Source organism: Actinophytocola sp., assembly GCF_036378875.1.
Lineage (GTDB): Bacteria > Actinomycetota > Actinomycetes > Mycobacteriales > Pseudonocardiaceae > Actinophytocola.
Genome location: NZ_DASUVO010000091.1, coordinates 38,638 through 53,288, shown reverse-complemented (window position 1 = coordinate 53,288; position 14,651 = coordinate 38,638). Strand labels below are relative to the sequence as shown.

Below are 14,651 nucleotides of genomic sequence, written 5' to 3'. Positions count from 1 at the left end.
GCGACAGGTCCGCGACGAGTACGGCGTCCTTGCGCCCGTCGCCGGGGCCGAGGCTGACGTAGTGGCACGGCCCGGCCGGGGCCGCGTCGCGGATGGCCCGCCACCGCCGCGCGAACGTGTCGACGCTGCGTTTCGCCGCTCCCGCAAGTGGATCACGGCACAGCGCGGCCCACGCCACCGCCGTTCCCACCCCGGCGAACGCGTGACCACAGGTGATCCGCTTTCCGTTGCCCGACGAGTTGAACCCCCGGCTGAGGTCACTGGTCAGCCGGACGAACCGCGTTGTCGCGTCGGCCCGGTCGAGCTCGAGCCACTCGACCTGGCGCGCGGGCAGGCGTGGTAGCAGGTTGCACATTGCGTCACCGGCGATCTGACCTACTGCCATCCCGCCTCCTTCCCCTCGAAGAAGGTCTCTGATTCTGCATCTGCACGTGCATCTGCACAAGCCAGCTGCAAAGGGGAATATGCAAGAAAAGCCCTTTCGGAGCAGTCGCCTGCCTCGAAAGGGCTTTTCTCACGGAGATCGGGTCAGTGCACGGCGATCGGCCGCAGGTTCTCGTCGTGCTCGTCGACGTGGTAGTCCTCGGCCGCGGTCTCGTCCGTGCCGTTGGAGACCTGGGTCCGGCGGATGACCAGCGTGACGACCAGCGCCACCAGCAGGTTCGCCGCCAGCGCCACGAAACCGACGTAGATCTGTACCGTCGAGCCCGCGAACGGCTGCCAGCCGAAGATGCTCAGCTTGTCCAGCGCGAGCGCGGAGCCACCGAAGTGCACACGGCCCGTCGTCGGGTTCGGGATCTGGTACAGCAGCACCATGCCCCACAGCATGCCGACGGCCCAGCCGGCGATGAGCGCCCAGCGGTGCAACCACCTGGTGTAAAGGGCGATCGCGACCGCCGGCAGGGTCTGCAGGATGATCACGCCGCCGATCAGCTGGAGGTCGATCGCGTACTGCGGGTCGATGAACAGGATGAACAGCACGGCGCCGAACTTGACCACCAGCGAGGCGACCTTCGCCTGCTTGGCCTCGTCCTTCGGCGTCGCGCCCTTGCGGATGTACTCCTTGTAGATGTTGCGGGTCCACAGGTTCGCCGCGGCGATCGACATGATCGCGGCCGGCACGAGTGCGCCGATGCCGATCGCGGCGAACGCCACACCAGCGAACCAGGACGGGAACTGCGCGTTGAACAGCTCGGGGATGATCGTGTTGCCGTCGGGACGACCGGTCGCGTTGTTCGTGATCGGCGTGATGCCGGCGGCGATCGCGACGAAACCGAGCAGGGCGAGCAACCCGAGCAGCAGCGAGTACGCCGGCAGCGCGGACATGTTGCGCTTCAACACATCCCGGCCACGCGAGGCGAACACGCCGGTCAGCGAGTGCGGGTACAGGAACAACGCGAGCGCGGACCCGAACGCCAGCGTCGCGTACTGCAGCTGGTTGTTGGCGTTCAGGAGGATGCCGTCGGCCGGCGCGTCCGACGCGGCGAACTTCTCCTCCGCCGCGGAGAAGATCGTGTCCCAGCCGCCGAGCTTGGTCGGCAGGTAGATGATCGCGACCAGGATCACGATGTAGATGAGGATGTCCTTGACGAACGCGATCAGCGCCGGCGCCCGCAGCCCGGACTGGTAGGTGTAGAGCGCGAGGATCACGAACGCGATCAGCAGCGGCAGGTGGCCGAGGAGGCCGGCGCCGTTGAAGCCCATCGACCGCAGCACGGCCTCGAGCCCGACGAGCTGCAGCGCGATGTACGGCATGGTCGCGACGATGCCGGTGATCGCCACGAGCAGCGCGAGCAGCGACGAGCCGTAGCGGCCACGCACGAAGTCCGCCGGCGTGACGTAGCCGCGAGCGCGGGACACCGACCACATGCGCAGGATCGGCAGGAACACCAGCGGGTACGCGATGATCGTGTACGGCAGCGCGAAGAAGCCGGTCGCACCAGCGCCGAACAGCAACGCCGGCACCGCCACGAACGTGTACGCGGTGTACAGGTCACCGCCGATGAGGAACCAGGTGATCCACGACCCGAACTTGCGGCCGCCGAGTCCCCACTCGTCGAGGTGGTCGAGCGAGGCCGCGGCCCGCCAGCGCGCGGCGACGAAGCCGAGGACGGTGACGAGCCCGAACAGCAGGATGAAGACGATCAGCTCGGTCCACTGCATTACTCGGCGCTCCCCTCGTCGAGGGAGTCCACGTCAGCGGCCTCGCCCGGCGCGCGGGTGACCGGCGCCTTGCGCGTCATCCGGTAGACGACGATCGTGCAGGCCACCCCGACGGGGATCACCGCGAACTGGAACCAGTAGAAGAACGGCATACCGAACAGTTCGGGCGTCTTCTGGTTGTAGAGCGGTGTCAGCAGGACGATGAACGGGACCAGTAGCAACAAGTTCCAGGGGTTGAACACCAGACCGGTGGTTCGGCCGCTTGGCTTGTCGGACGTCATGGGGGCCCTACCTCGTTGTTTGGCGTGACCGACGACAGTGTCCGGTTACGATAGATCCGATGATCACTCCGGGCCAGCAAGAGTTTCCGCAGTGTTATCAAAGGTCCACGGGGTAGGACGACGCCAGGCCGGTGGCCGGAGGGCGTTTTTTGTCATGCCACCGGGGTGTAATGAGCACGTCACGTTGACTTTGGGATAACCTCGGGCTCGCTGTGCACGGCGTGCTGCCATGCGTGAGCGCCGTGTCAGCCGGTCCCCCCGAGTCTCGACCATAAGGTGATCATGACAGCCTCATCGTCCGTGTCGTCGTCCGTGCGACACACGGGTCCCTGGACCTGTATCGCCGGGGTCATTGGTTACGTTGCAGTTTCGCCGTTGATATTTCGTGAGCTGGACTCGCCGGTCTGGATCGTGGTGTGGCTCGCGGTCGGCGCGGTCGCCATCGGCGTCGTGGCCGCCGGGGCGGCCAGCACCGTTCGGGCTGGGCGGGTGCATCTCGACGAGTTGAACCGGCTCGACGACGAGAACGCCAACCTCGCCGCGCTGGCCGAGACCAGGCACGTGGCGCTCGAAGCCCTTGCCGAGCACCAGTTGCCGGCACTCGCGAGCGGTGCGCCCGCTCCGCCGCTGCCGGACGTGTCGACCGACGACGTCTCGTCGCACCTGGTCGGGCAGGCTTCGATGCATCTCGACCGGCTGCGGGAGGACCAGCTGGCCAGGACCGACGCGGTGTCGGCCGCGGTCGTCGCGCTCGGGCGCAAGGTGCAGTCCTCCGCGCACCGCATCCAGGAGGAGGCGGCGCGGATGGTGGTGCACCACCCGACCGACCCGGACATCCTCCACACCAGCATGCGGGTGGACCACGCGGCCGCGCAGCAGGCCCGCAACGCCCAGACCCTCGCCGCGCTCTGCGGTGAGTGGCCCGGCCAGCAGTGGCACGAGCCGCTGCCGCTCTCCGAGGTCGTGCGTGCCGCCGCCGGGCGGATCACCGCCTACCAGCGCGTCGAGGTCTCCGGCGACCCGGCGGCCGCGGTGTCGGCGCGCGTGGTCGAGCCGTTGATCCACCTGGTCGCCGAACTGCTGTCCAACGCGACCCAGTCCTCGCCGCCGACCACACAGGTGCTGGTGACGTTGCGGCACGTGCAACGCGGCGCGGTGATCGAGATCGACGACGGCGGTGTCGGGCTGGACGACAAGCGCCTCGAACAGGTGCGGGAGATCGCGTCCGGTCGCCGGCCGGTCCGGATCTCGGACCTCGGTGAGATCCCGCAGACCGGTCTTCCCGTGGTGGGCGCGTACGTGCGCCGGCACGGCTTCCGCGTCGACATCACCGAGTCCGTCTACGGCGGCCTGCGTGCGATCGTGCTGGTGCCGACCGAACTGACCGAGGCCGTCGCGCCGTCGGGTGTCGTCGCCGCCCACGCGCTGACCAGACGTTCCGAACGCCACGCGCTGCCAGCACCGCAACCACGTACTCCCGAACCGGACTGGGAGATCGAGACCCAGAGCGGCCAGGTCGAACTGGAACCGCTCGTCCCATCCGGCAACGCCGAGAACGGCGACCTGCCCGCCCTGCCCCGCCGCCGTTCCCGCAGAGGGCACGCGGTACCGGAGAACCAGCCCAAAGTGGACTGGCCGGCCGAACGGGACCTCGAGGAAGATCCCGAGCAGGCTGGACAGTGGATGAACGCGTTCCTCTCCGGCGCCGCGGCTGCCAACGGCGAGGACGTCGACGAGAACCACAGCCCCACAACAGAGAACACCACCTCGGAGGATCACAGATGAGTGCCGCCACCCAGCCCGTCGACAACAGCTGGATGCTGGAGTTGATCAGGTCGGTGCGGGGTGTGCGGCATGTCGTCGTGCTCACGGCCGACGGACTACTCAAGGTCCGTACCGACCACACCCCACCCGAGGTGGCGGAGAAGCTCGCCGCGGCCTGCGCCGGCCTGTCCGCGCTCGGCCAGGGCGTCAGCAAGGAGTTCGGCACCGGGGTCGGTGCCCGGCAGGTGATGGTGGAGTTCGACGGCGGCTACCTGTTCGTGCGGGGCGCCGGTGACGGCTCCCGACTCGCGGTGGTCACCGAGCCGGTGATCGACCCGGCGCTCGTCGCCCAACAAATGCAGGCGCAGGTCCTCATGATCGGAGAGCGGACGCTCGCGACCCCGACCCGCGGCAGCTGAGCCCGTGGAGGACTACAGAGACCACCCGGTCCGCCCGTACGTCCTGACCTCGGGCCGCGCGCACCCGTCCCGCAACACGATCAGGCCGGAGACGCTGCTGGTCGTCGACCCGGACACGCCGCCGCCCGTCACCCCGACCCGCCAGCAACGCGAGTTGCTCGACATGTGCGGCGGCCTGCTCTCGCTCGCCGAGGCCGCCGCGCACATGCGGCTGCCCGTGAGCCTCGTGGTCGTGATCGCGTCGGACCTCGTCGACTCGGGCCATCTGCAGGTCCGCTCCGCGCCGCGCCACTCGCCACCCTCGGCCGAACTTCTGGAGAAGGTGCTCAATGGCCTCCGAAAACTCTGACTGGTCAGACGATGGGCGCTACGTCGCGCCCACCGTGGCCCAGTCGGTGAAGATCCTCGTCGTCGGCGCGTTCGGGGTCGGCAAGACGACGCTGATCGGATCGGTTTCCGAGATCGCGCCCCTGCGCACCGAGGAGACGATGACGCTCGCGAGCGTCGGCGTCGACTCGCTCACCGGCCTCGACGACAAGGCGACCACCACGGTCGCGATGGACTTCGGCCGCATCACCGTCAGCCCCGACGTGGTGCTGTACCTGTTCGGCACGCCGGGACAGCGGCGGTTCTGGGATCTGTGGGAGGGCCTGGCGGAGGGCGCGGTCGGCGCGCTCGTCCTGATCGACACGCGGCGCATCGAGGACAGCTTCGAGGTCTTCGACCAGCTGGAGACCCGCACCGGCATGCCGTTCGCGGTGGCCGTCAACGACTTCCCAGGCGCGCCCCGCTACGGCGCCGACCAGCTGCGCGAGGCGCTGGACCTCCTGCCGGACACGCCGATCGTGCACTGCGACGCCCGCAACAAGGAATCCTCGGCCCAGGCTCTCATCAAGCTGGTCGAGCACGCACTCCACTTCCCCGCATCCGAGAAGGCACTCACCTAAATGCGCACATCACACCGGCGACGGCTGTCCGACATGACCGGTCTGACACCGCTGACGGCGACCACCAGCAACGCGGACCCACAGGCCGTGTACCGGGAGCTGCAGGAGCAGTGGGGCGTGGTCGCGCCGGTCGAGCTCGAAGCGGACGTGCACGCCTGGCTGGTCATGGGACACCACGAGATCTGCCAGGTGGTGCGCAACGAGCAGCTGTTCTCCCGTGACCCCAACAACTGGCGGCTCTTCACCGAGGGTGTGGTGGCCCCCGACTCGGGTCTCGGCCCGATGATGTTCCCGAGGGACCACGCGTCCTACGCCGACGGCGACAAGCACCGCAGGCTGCGTGGCCCGATCGACGACGGTCTGGAGAGCCTCGACGAGCACCGGATGGCCAGGTTCATCCGCGCCACCTGCAACGAGCTCATCACCGGCATCGAGCACCTCGGCCGGGCGGACCTGGTGTCCGACTACGCGGCCGTGGTGCCGTTGCTGACCGTGGCCGGGTTCTTCGGCATGGGCCGCGAGCAGAGCCACGAGCTGCGTGCCGCGTTCACCGCGATCGTCAGCTCGGCGGAAGGATCGCAGGCGGAGGCGTACAACCTCGAGCGGATCCTGACCGGCGTGATGAACGCGCACCGCCAGACGCCGACCGACGACCTGACCACGGCTTTCCTGCGGCACCCCAACATGCGCAACGACTTCGAGATCCAGCAGTCGATCCTGCTCATGATCACCGCGGGCTACGAGACCACGACCACGTGGATCGCGCAGACCCTGCGCCTGATGCTCACCGACCCCCGCTTCGCCGGCCGGTTACGCGGCGGCAGGCTGGGCATCGACGACGCGCTGGACGAGGTCCTGTGGCGCGACCCGCCGATGGCGAACCTGCCGGCCCGCTTCGCACTGGTCGACTGTGAGCTGGGTGGCGCCCACATCCAGCGCGGCGATGCGTTGATCATGGCCTTCGGCGCGGCGAACAACGACGCGCGAGTGCACACGGACGACCCGTGGCTGGAGGTGGGCAACCGCTCCCACCTGGCGTGGAGCGCCGGCCCACACGCCTGCCCGGCTCAGCGACCTGGCCGCATGATCGCCCGCATCGCGGTGGACACGGCACTGCACCGCCTACACGACGTGACACTCGCGATCCCGGCCGAGGAGATCACGATGGTGCCCTCCCCGTGGACCCGCTGCCCGGCAAGCCTCCCCGTCCACTTCACCCCACCCACCCCAACCCACTGACACCGCGAGTCGCGCGTTCGGACCCCGCGAGTTACGTTTTCAGGAACAGAGGGTCCCCCGGGGGCAGGCGGTGACTGCCACCGGGGGACCCGGTTCGTGAGTGGTCAGACCTTGGTTGCCGAGGCGCCCACGTCCGAGTTCACCGCCGCGGAGACGATGCGGTTGCGTTGGTCGGTCGTGATCACCCCGTTCTGCACCAGTTCCTGTGTCACTCGCTTGACGTGGCGGACGAAGGCGTTGTGGTCCGGCCACTCGTACGTCTCGTTGATGACGTCGTTGATCGTGCAGCCGTTGCCGGTGTCGATGTTGGCGACCTGGGTGTCGAGCTCACCGATGACGACCGTGTCGCGGACGTCCGAGCTTGGGCACACGTCCGGACCCTGGCCAGGGCCGGACTCGACCACCGTGAACGTGCCCGTCAGGGCAGCGGACACGTTGCCAGCCCGGTCCGTCGCGCGGTACTGGAAGGTGTGCGTGCCCGCCGAGTCCACGGCCACCGGGGAGGTGTACACCGTCCACGGGCTACCGTCCAATGTGTACTCGATGGACGCCACGCCGGAACCCGTGTCCAGTGCCGACATGTTGATCGTGGCACCGTCCAGGTACGCCCAGTTCGCGTCCTGCGTGCCGGACACCAGCGCGGACACCGACGGTGGCGTGTCGTCGGTCTCGTCGGCCACCACCGTGAACGTCAGCGTTCCTTCGGCCGACACGTTGCCGGCCCGGTCCGTTGCCCGGAAAAGCACCGTGTGCGCGCCAGGCGCCATGACCTGGACGGCCTCCGAGTAAACGGTCCAGTTCGCACTGTCCAGTTTGTACTCGATGGACGCCACGCCGGAGCCGGCGTCGGTGGCCGAGAGCACCACCATCGCGGAGCCGATGTACGCGCCAGACGGGTCCTGCTCGCCGGTCGCCAGGCCGGTGACGGTCGGGGCCGTCGTGTCCTGGTCGACGACCGTGAAGTGCGCCATGCCCTCCGCGGACACGTTGCCGGCCACGTCGGTCGCGCGGTAGCTGAGCATGTGCATGCCAGCCGCGTTCACCACGACCGCGCTCGTGTACGGCGTCCACGCGCCATCGTCCAGTTTGTACTCCACCGAGGCCACCCCGGACTCGGTGTCGGCGGCCGCCACGGTCACCGTCGCCACGTCGAGGTAGTTGCCCTGCGCGTCCTGCTCGCCGGACACCTCGGCCGACACGGTGGGCGGGGTCGTGTCGCTCGGGCGTTCGACCACGGTGAAGGACACCTGGCCGTTGCCCACGTTGCCCGCCGCGTCGGTCGCCCGCAGCAGCACCACGTACTGGCCCGGGTTGGTGATCTGGACCGGTGCCGTGTATGGGTTCCAGCCCTGGTCGTTCACCTGGTACTCGACCGAGGCGACACCCGAGCCCGAGTCGGCCGCCGTCACCGTGACGGTCGCCGAGCCGATGTAGTTGCCTTCGCTGTTCTGCGCGCCGGACACGTTCGCCGTCACGGTGGGCGGGGTGGTGTCCTGCCCCTGACCCGCCACGACCGTGAACGAGGTCGTGCCTTCCGACGACGTGTTGCCGGCGACGTCCGTGGCCCGGTAGCGGACCGTGTGCGCACCGAGGGAGGTCACCTGGAACGGCGCCGAGTACGTCTGCCAGACGCCACCGTCCAGTTGGTACTCCACACTGTCCACACCGGACCCCGCGTCGGTGGCGTTCACCGCCACCGTCGCGGCGCCGACGTAGTTGCCGGACTGGTCCTGCGTGCCGGTGACCTGGGCGGTGACCGTGGGCGGGGTCGTGTCCTCACCACCGCCGGTCACGGTGAACTCGCCGACCATCGTGCTGTGGCCCGGAATCGTGCAGAAGAAGCGGTACCTGCCCGGGGTCAGGTTCACGGTCGCCTCGTGGCGGCCGTTGTTCGCGTCGAACGGGTTGGCCAGCAGGTTCAGCGGTACGTCGGTGTTGTAGCCGGGAGTCGACGTGTCGAACGTCAGCGTGTGCGACATGCCGGTCGTGTTGCCGGTCGCCTCGCTGGTCTCGAAGACGATCGTGGTCTCCCCCGCCACCGCCGTGGTCGGGAAGCTGACATAGGCCTCTTGGCTGTTGCCAGCGGTGAAGTTGAGCGTCTGCGCCGCGGCGAGGGCCGGTGCGGCGGACGCCGGTGACGGGGTGCTGGCCGACGCGGGTAACGCCACCAGCCCCAGCACGGCGACCGCCGCGGCGACCGCGGCGAGGAATCGTCGGGTCATGATTGGTTGTCCTCCTACCGGGGAAAGGCCGGGCGGCCCCCCAGGCCGCCCGGCCCACCCGGTTGTTACAGGGGCCGCACGCGGACGTTGCGGAACTCGACCAGGTCGTTCGTGCCGTGGTTCTGCAGGCCGATGAAGCCCTCGGCGAACTGCCGCAGATCCGTCGGCGGGTCACCCGGCCGGGACGAGGAGATGCCCGGCGCGTTGTCGAACTCGTTGATCACCTTGCCGTTGCGGATGATCGTGTAGTGCTGTCCGACAACCCTGATCTCGTAGTCGCTCCACTGACCCTTCGGGGTGGCACCCACCTGGTCCAGCGGCAGCGGGTCGAAGTTGTAGATCGACCCGGTCTTCTGCGGCTCACCGGTGGCACCGTCGTAGATCTGGATCTCGTGTCCACAGTAGATCGCGACCCAGGCCTGCGACGTCTGCGCCGAGCCGACCGTGCCGCAGCTGCCCGGCGGGCGTTGCGCCAGCGGTGTCCTCGGGTCCGGGAACCGGACGAACAGACCGCTGTTGCCGGCCGTGCCCTCCGGTGAGACGTCCCGGAACTGCATCTTCACCGAGAAGTTCCGGAAGGACTGCTTGGCGTACCACAACATCCCGAGCCCGCCGCTGGTGCGCAGGGACCCGTCCGGCTGTATCACGAACTGACCGGATGGCGCCATCGCCCAGTTGCGGAACGACTCCACCGTGCCGTCGTACAGCGCGTCGTACCCGAACACGCCCGGCGTGCCGATCTTCGACGCCTCAGCGGCCGCGACCAGCGTGTCACGCTGGTTGGTGTTGAGGATGCCGAGCTCGACCAGGCCGTCCGCCACGGTCTCGACGTGGAAGACGAACCCGGCGTGCGACGGCCACGTGCTCTCGTCGTCGATCAGGTCGTCGACCTTGCAGCCGGCCCCGGCGTTGCGGTTCGGCACAGTCGTGTCGACGTCGCCGAAGGTCACCGACGTGTTCGAGTCGGACGTCACACAGCCCACGTTCACCGCGGTCCGCGTGGTCACCGTCTCGCCGTCCGCGTACGTCACGGTCAGCTTCGCCGTGAACGGACCCGTGCGGGTGTAGGTGTGCTTCGGGTTGGCCTGTGTGGACACGGTGCCGTCACCGAACTCCCACTTGTACGACACGCCACCGGACTTCGAGCCGTTGAAGGCGTACGTCAGCGGCTTGTTCTGCACCGCGACGTTGCTCGCGGTCGTCGCCGGCGTCGCGCCGCCACCGGTGTAGGTGATCCGGATCAGCTTCTGGTTCGGGTCGACGGTGAAGAAGCCGCTGCCGTAGTCCAACATGTACAGCGCACCGTCCGGACCGAACTTGGCGTCCATCCAGCTCTGCAGCTTCGCGTCACCGCCGCCGCCCGGGATGATCGCCCGCAGCGACTCCGCGAACGCGGGTGGGTCGGCGGAAGCCACCTTGTTCCGGTCGACGGTCACCGCGATCCGGTTCGTCGCCTGGCAGTTGTCACCGATGAACCACTTGTCGTCCCAGTACTTCGGCCAGGCCACGCCGCTGTTCGCGTTCACCCGGTCGTAGTGGTAGGTCGGACCGTCCATCACGGCCTGGCAGCCACCACGCAGGTACGGCTCGGTGAACGTCTGGTCCGCCGGGTTGTAGGTGGGGATGTTGCTGTTCGGCCGGTTCGGGAACACCGGGCCGCCACCGTCCGGCGAGTACCAGATCATGTTCTTCTGCACCGGCGGCAGGTTCACCAGACCGGTGTTGCGTGGCGAGGTGTTGATCGGGTTGTCGCAGTCGTACCAACCCGTGAGGACGGCCGCGTCGATGCTGCTGCGGTCGCGGTACGGCTGCTTGTTGCCCATGCAGTACGGCCAACCGTGGTTGCCGGCCTTGGTGATGATCGTCGCGGTCTCGTACTTGGCCGGGCCCAGCTCCGGGCTCGGCGAACCCGCGTCCGGACCGACCCACGCGGCGGTCAGCCAGTTGGTCTCCGGGTCGATCGCGAGGCGCGAGATGTTGCGGACACCCATCACGTAGATCTCCGGCCGCGTCTTGTCGGCCGGGAACTGCCCCACCGGGAACAGGTTCCCCTGCGGGATCGTGTAGGTGCCGTCCGCCTCCGGGTGGATGCGGATGATCTTGCCGTTCAGGTCGTTCGTGTTACCGGCCGTACGGCGGGCGTCCTGGAACGAGATGCCCTGCCACGCCTGGGTCCAGTTGTTGCCGGAGTAGCCGTTCGAGCCCTCCGACGAGTTGCTGTCACCGGAACCGACGTAGAGGTTGCCGTCCTTGTCGAACGCCATGCCACCACCTGCGTGGCAGCAACTGTGGATCTGCGTGTCCCAGGACAGCAGGTCCTTGCGGGAAGCCAGGTCGAACGTCGAGGTCGACGCGTTGTAGGTGAAGCGCGAGATGGTGCGCTTACCGATCCGCTTGTCCCGGTCGATCGACGCGTGCGGCATCCAGTAGGCGTAGATCCAGCCGTTGTTGCTGAAGTTCGGGTCGAGCGTGATGCCGAGGAGACCCTCCTCGTTCTTCACGAGCTCGCCGCCGCCGCCCCGGTTACCCATCACCGGGAGCGTCGCCAACAGCTTGACCTGCTTGGTGGTCGGATCCCACTGGTGGATCGTGCCGCAGCCAAGGCCGATGTTCGGGTTGGTCCAGTCGTTCGGCTGGGGCACGGCGTTGCCCGCGCAGGCGCCGCGTCCGATGTAGAACACCCGCCCGTTCGGCGCGACCGTGAGGCCGTGCGACTCACCGATCTGGTTGAGCTGCCCGGCCGCGTTGTTCGTGGTCAGCCGCTCGACCTTGTAGTTCGAGGCGATGGTGGCCTTGCAGTCGGCACGCACCATGCCGGTTGTCCACTTCAGAGCGCCGAGCACGTGGCCGCGGAACTCCGCCTCGCTGTAGCTCGCCTCCGTGCGACCCATGCCGGTGTAGAAGGAGCGGCCGCCGTCGTAGTCACGGCACCACGAGATCGGGTGGAACGGACCGAGCGCGGCGGGGCCGGGCTGATAGGTCTTCTCCTCGACCTGCGCGATCGTGTGGACGGTGCCGACCGGGTTCGGGTCCCAGTTGAGGTAGCGGTCGGTGCGCGTCCAGTTCAGCGGCAGGCCGGCGTTGGCCGGGTGCTGCCGGTCGAGGACGTCGATCACCGCGGACTGCGGCGCCGGGTCGGGCGGCGGCGGCGTCTCGGCACCGCCGAACACCGCGAAGTCAGCCAGCTGCAGGAGCGGCTCGCCGGAGTTCGCCGTGATGTTCAGCCGGTAGTGCGAGTACACCGTGGTGTTGGCGAACGTGAACTTCCTGGACTGGAAGCGCTCCGGGAACACCTCGTTCGTGCGGGTGTCGAGGTCCGTCCAGCTTGTACCGTCGTTGGAGCCCTGCAGGGTCCAGTTCTTCGGGTCCCGGCCGGTGAAGTCGTTGGCCGAGGTCAGGGAGTAGCTCCCCACCGCGGCAGGCGTGGTGAGCTTGTAGACCACCCAGCCGGTCGGGGTCCTGGTGAGCCACTTGGTCTGCGAGTTGTTGTCGAGCAGCTTGTCCTTGGTCTCGTTCGGCGGGTTCTCGCCGTTGGCGGTCACCTCGGCGACCGGCGCCGGCTCCAACCGGCTGCCGATCGGGCGGCTGCCGATGAGGCCGGTGAACCACGTCGAGTCCGGCTGGGCGCGGGCCGCGTCGGAGATGCCGAGGAAACCGTTGCCGGCCTTGATGTACTCCTGGAGCGCGGTTTCCTGGTCACGGGTGAGCGTGACGCCGTTGGCCGACAGGAAGACCACGCCGCGGTACTTGTCGAGGTTGGCGGTGTTGAACACGGCCGGGTCGGACGAGACCGTCGGGCTGATCCCGTTGGCCACGGCCATGCTGGAGATCGCGTCGGCCGCCCGGACCACCGGGTCCAGCTGTTGCGCGGCCGCGCCGTGGAAGATGAGGACGTTGATCGGGACCGTCGCGGCCGGTGCGACGGCCGCGGCAGGTGCCGGTACTGCCGCGGCCGTTGTCGTGAGTACCAGTGGTGCGCTGAGCAGGACTGCCGCGCCGACGGCGAGCATCCTGGCGGCGCGGCTCGTAGAGCCTCTTCGCCCCATAGTTGGGCCTCTCCCTTTCTCTGCAGGTGGAGTCGGGTGGCTGTTTACTTGTGGCCGCCGTGGTCTGCTGGCATGCCGTTGTTGGCCCGTTTGGCCGACGGGTTTCCCGGAGCCAGTGGTGCGTAGCCGGCGTGTGGGCCGGTCGGCACCGGTGTCATGTTCATGGCACTCATGTCCGTGTGCGTCATGGCGTGGCCGTGGAAGCGGTCGATGGCCTCCTGCGCGCCGGCCGGCATCGAGCCGTCCTGGTTACGCACGAGGAAGATCCCGGCCATCCCCGTGTCCGAATGGGACTGGACGTGGCAGTGGTACATCCACGCGCCGGAGCCGACCCCTTCACCCGCGATCACCTGGAAGCCGAATGAGCTGCCGGGGTCGAGGTTCTTGTTGTCGACGACGTGCGAGTGGTCGTTCGCGCCGGTGAGCATGCCGGTGCGGGTGTCCGCCCAGCGGTGCGCGTGCAGGTGGAAGGTGTGCGGCAGGTTGCCGTGGCCGATGCAGATCCACTCGACCCGCTCACCCTGCCTGGCCTCGAACATCGGGGTGTCCGGGGCGACCTTGTTGTTGATGGACTGCTCGTTGAAGACCACTGTGTACTGCCGGTCGGGAAGCAGATCACCGCGCTTGCGCACGATCAGGCCGCCGTACAGGCCGCGCTGGAGGCCGCCGGTGCCGTGGTCGGTGCCCATGGCGTGGTCGTGGTAGTGCCAGTAGCCCGCGCTGCCCGGCATGTAGTAGCCGTCCAGTTCGTACTGACTGCGGGTGCGCCAGGTGTAGACGCGGGTCTCGCCGGGGTTGTTGAACGAGGCGTTGAACGGGGCACCGTCGGACGCCGTGTCGTAGTTGACGCCGTGCGGGTGGATGGACAGGCGCTGGTTGGTGTTGTTGACCAGCTCGATCTCCAGCGTGTCGCCCTCGTAGATCTCGATGAGCGGGCCGGGGATCGTCGGCTTGCCCGGTTCGAGGGCATAGCCGAACAGGTTGGTGCCGGCGAGTTGCTCGGCGTAGAGGGTGATCTGTCTCAGCGCCTTGGCCGCGCCCGCCGCGGCCTCGGCACCGGCCGACGCCGACACCGCGGCGACCCCGCTCGCGACAACGGCAGGGGCAAGCACACCTGCCGCCGCCGCGCCCGCGAGCATCGATCGACGCGAGAGCGTCGGCCGGCTTTCTTCCTCCATCGTGGATCTCCGTTCCAGGACACAGTGGAAGAGCGGCTGTTTCAAGCCGCTCAGGTTGGTACGGGGAGTGTGGAGACGCGACGCGACACGGTGTGGCACCTACGAGTGACGTCCGTTGTCACGCTGCCTCGCCTTTCGACCCGGGTGTGGCTCCCGGGCGGTCCCTCGCCGGCGTGGACATTGTCGCTTCTGGTCTAAACAACCCGAACTTATGTCGGAAAGCAACGAAAGTTAAGGCTCCAAACGGCGTAACGAGGGCGCGAGGGTGGTTGGTTGAACTCGCAAGCGTGCAGCAAAGTTGCCCGTTAGTACACGGGTTGCACGAATTTTTCCGGAGCGCTGTGGATCAACTGCCGCCTGGCCAGGCCCGCGATTCGTCGAACTCGCGGGTC

The 14,651-nt window shown here is 68.1% G+C and carries 11 protein-coding genes; 5 read left to right on the top strand and 6 right to left on the bottom strand.

Features of this window, described 5'->3' with window-relative positions; translation table 11 throughout:
- The 3 genes from VF106_RS26475 to VF106_RS26465 all read right to left on the bottom strand — a co-directional run.
- Positions 1 to 385, bottom strand: a 385-nt coding sequence (locus VF106_RS26475) for a hypothetical protein (RefSeq protein WP_330842551.1), incomplete at its 3' end; no start/stop codon positions are given.
- A 143-nt stretch (positions 386 to 528) separates the two neighbouring features.
- Positions 529 to 2,163 (bottom strand): monocarboxylate uptake permease MctP, encoded by a 1,635-nt coding sequence (gene mctP, locus VF106_RS26470; protein WP_330842550.1) that lies wholly within the window; start codon positions 2,161 to 2,163, stop codon positions 529 to 531.
- The gene (locus VF106_RS26465; protein ID WP_330842549.1) at positions 2,163 to 2,444 is read right to left on the bottom strand and encodes a DUF3311 domain-containing protein; all 282 of its coding nucleotides are present in this window, start codon (positions 2,442 to 2,444) and stop codon (positions 2,163 to 2,165) included. The genes mctP and VF106_RS26465 overlap by 1 nt, the downstream gene beginning before the upstream one ends.
- A gap of 375 nt (positions 2,445 to 2,819) precedes the next feature.
- Here VF106_RS26465 and VF106_RS26460 point away from each other — a divergent pair, with 375 nt between their 5' ends.
- Genes VF106_RS26460 through VF106_RS26440 form a run of 5 tightly spaced genes read left to right on the top strand, consistent with a single transcriptional unit; the run spans position 2,820 to position 6,813 of the window.
- A complete protein-coding gene (locus VF106_RS26460) occupies positions 2,820 to 4,229 on the top strand; it encodes an ATP-binding protein (protein WP_330842548.1) in 1,410 nt (469 codons plus the stop codon).
- On the top strand, positions 4,226 to 4,627 hold the full coding sequence (locus tag VF106_RS26455; RefSeq protein ID WP_330842547.1) for a roadblock/LC7 domain-containing protein: 402 nt from the start codon (positions 4,226 to 4,228) through the stop codon (positions 4,625 to 4,627). Before VF106_RS26460 ends, VF106_RS26455 begins: the two co-directional genes overlap by 4 nt.
- Before the next feature lie 4 nt (positions 4,628 to 4,631).
- Positions 4,632 to 4,976, top strand: coding sequence for a DUF742 domain-containing protein (locus VF106_RS26450; RefSeq protein WP_330842546.1), 345 nt, complete (start codon positions 4,632 to 4,634; stop codon positions 4,974 to 4,976).
- The gene (locus tag VF106_RS26445) at positions 4,957 to 5,574 is read left to right on the top strand and encodes a GTP-binding protein (protein WP_330842545.1); all 618 of its coding nucleotides are present in this window, start codon (positions 4,957 to 4,959) and stop codon (positions 5,572 to 5,574) included. The genes VF106_RS26450 and VF106_RS26445 overlap by 20 nt, the downstream gene beginning before the upstream one ends.
- On the top strand, positions 5,575 to 6,813 hold the full coding sequence (locus VF106_RS26440; RefSeq protein WP_330842544.1) for a cytochrome P450 family protein: 1,239 nt from the start codon (positions 5,575 to 5,577) through the stop codon (positions 6,811 to 6,813).
- 104 nt (positions 6,814 to 6,917) lie between these two features.
- Here the strand turns inward: VF106_RS26440 and VF106_RS26435 are convergent, their stop codons facing one another.
- The 3 genes from VF106_RS26435 to VF106_RS26425 all read right to left on the bottom strand — a co-directional run bounded on the left by VF106_RS26435 (position 6,918) and on the right by VF106_RS26425 (position 14,259).
- The gene (locus VF106_RS26435) at positions 6,918 to 9,035 is read right to left on the bottom strand and encodes an OmpL47-type beta-barrel domain-containing protein (RefSeq protein ID WP_330842543.1); all 2,118 of its coding nucleotides are present in this window, start codon (positions 9,033 to 9,035) and stop codon (positions 6,918 to 6,920) included.
- A 65-nt stretch (positions 9,036 to 9,100) separates the two neighbouring features.
- Positions 9,101 to 13,081, bottom strand: coding sequence for a ThuA domain-containing protein (locus VF106_RS26430; protein WP_330842542.1), 3,981 nt, complete (start codon positions 13,079 to 13,081; stop codon positions 9,101 to 9,103).
- Between the two features lie 44 nt (positions 13,082 to 13,125).
- Entirely contained in the window at positions 13,126 to 14,259 is a 1,134-nt protein-coding gene (locus VF106_RS26425; protein WP_330842541.1) for a multicopper oxidase domain-containing protein, read from the bottom strand.
- Positions 14,260 to 14,651 lie beyond the last annotated feature (392 nt).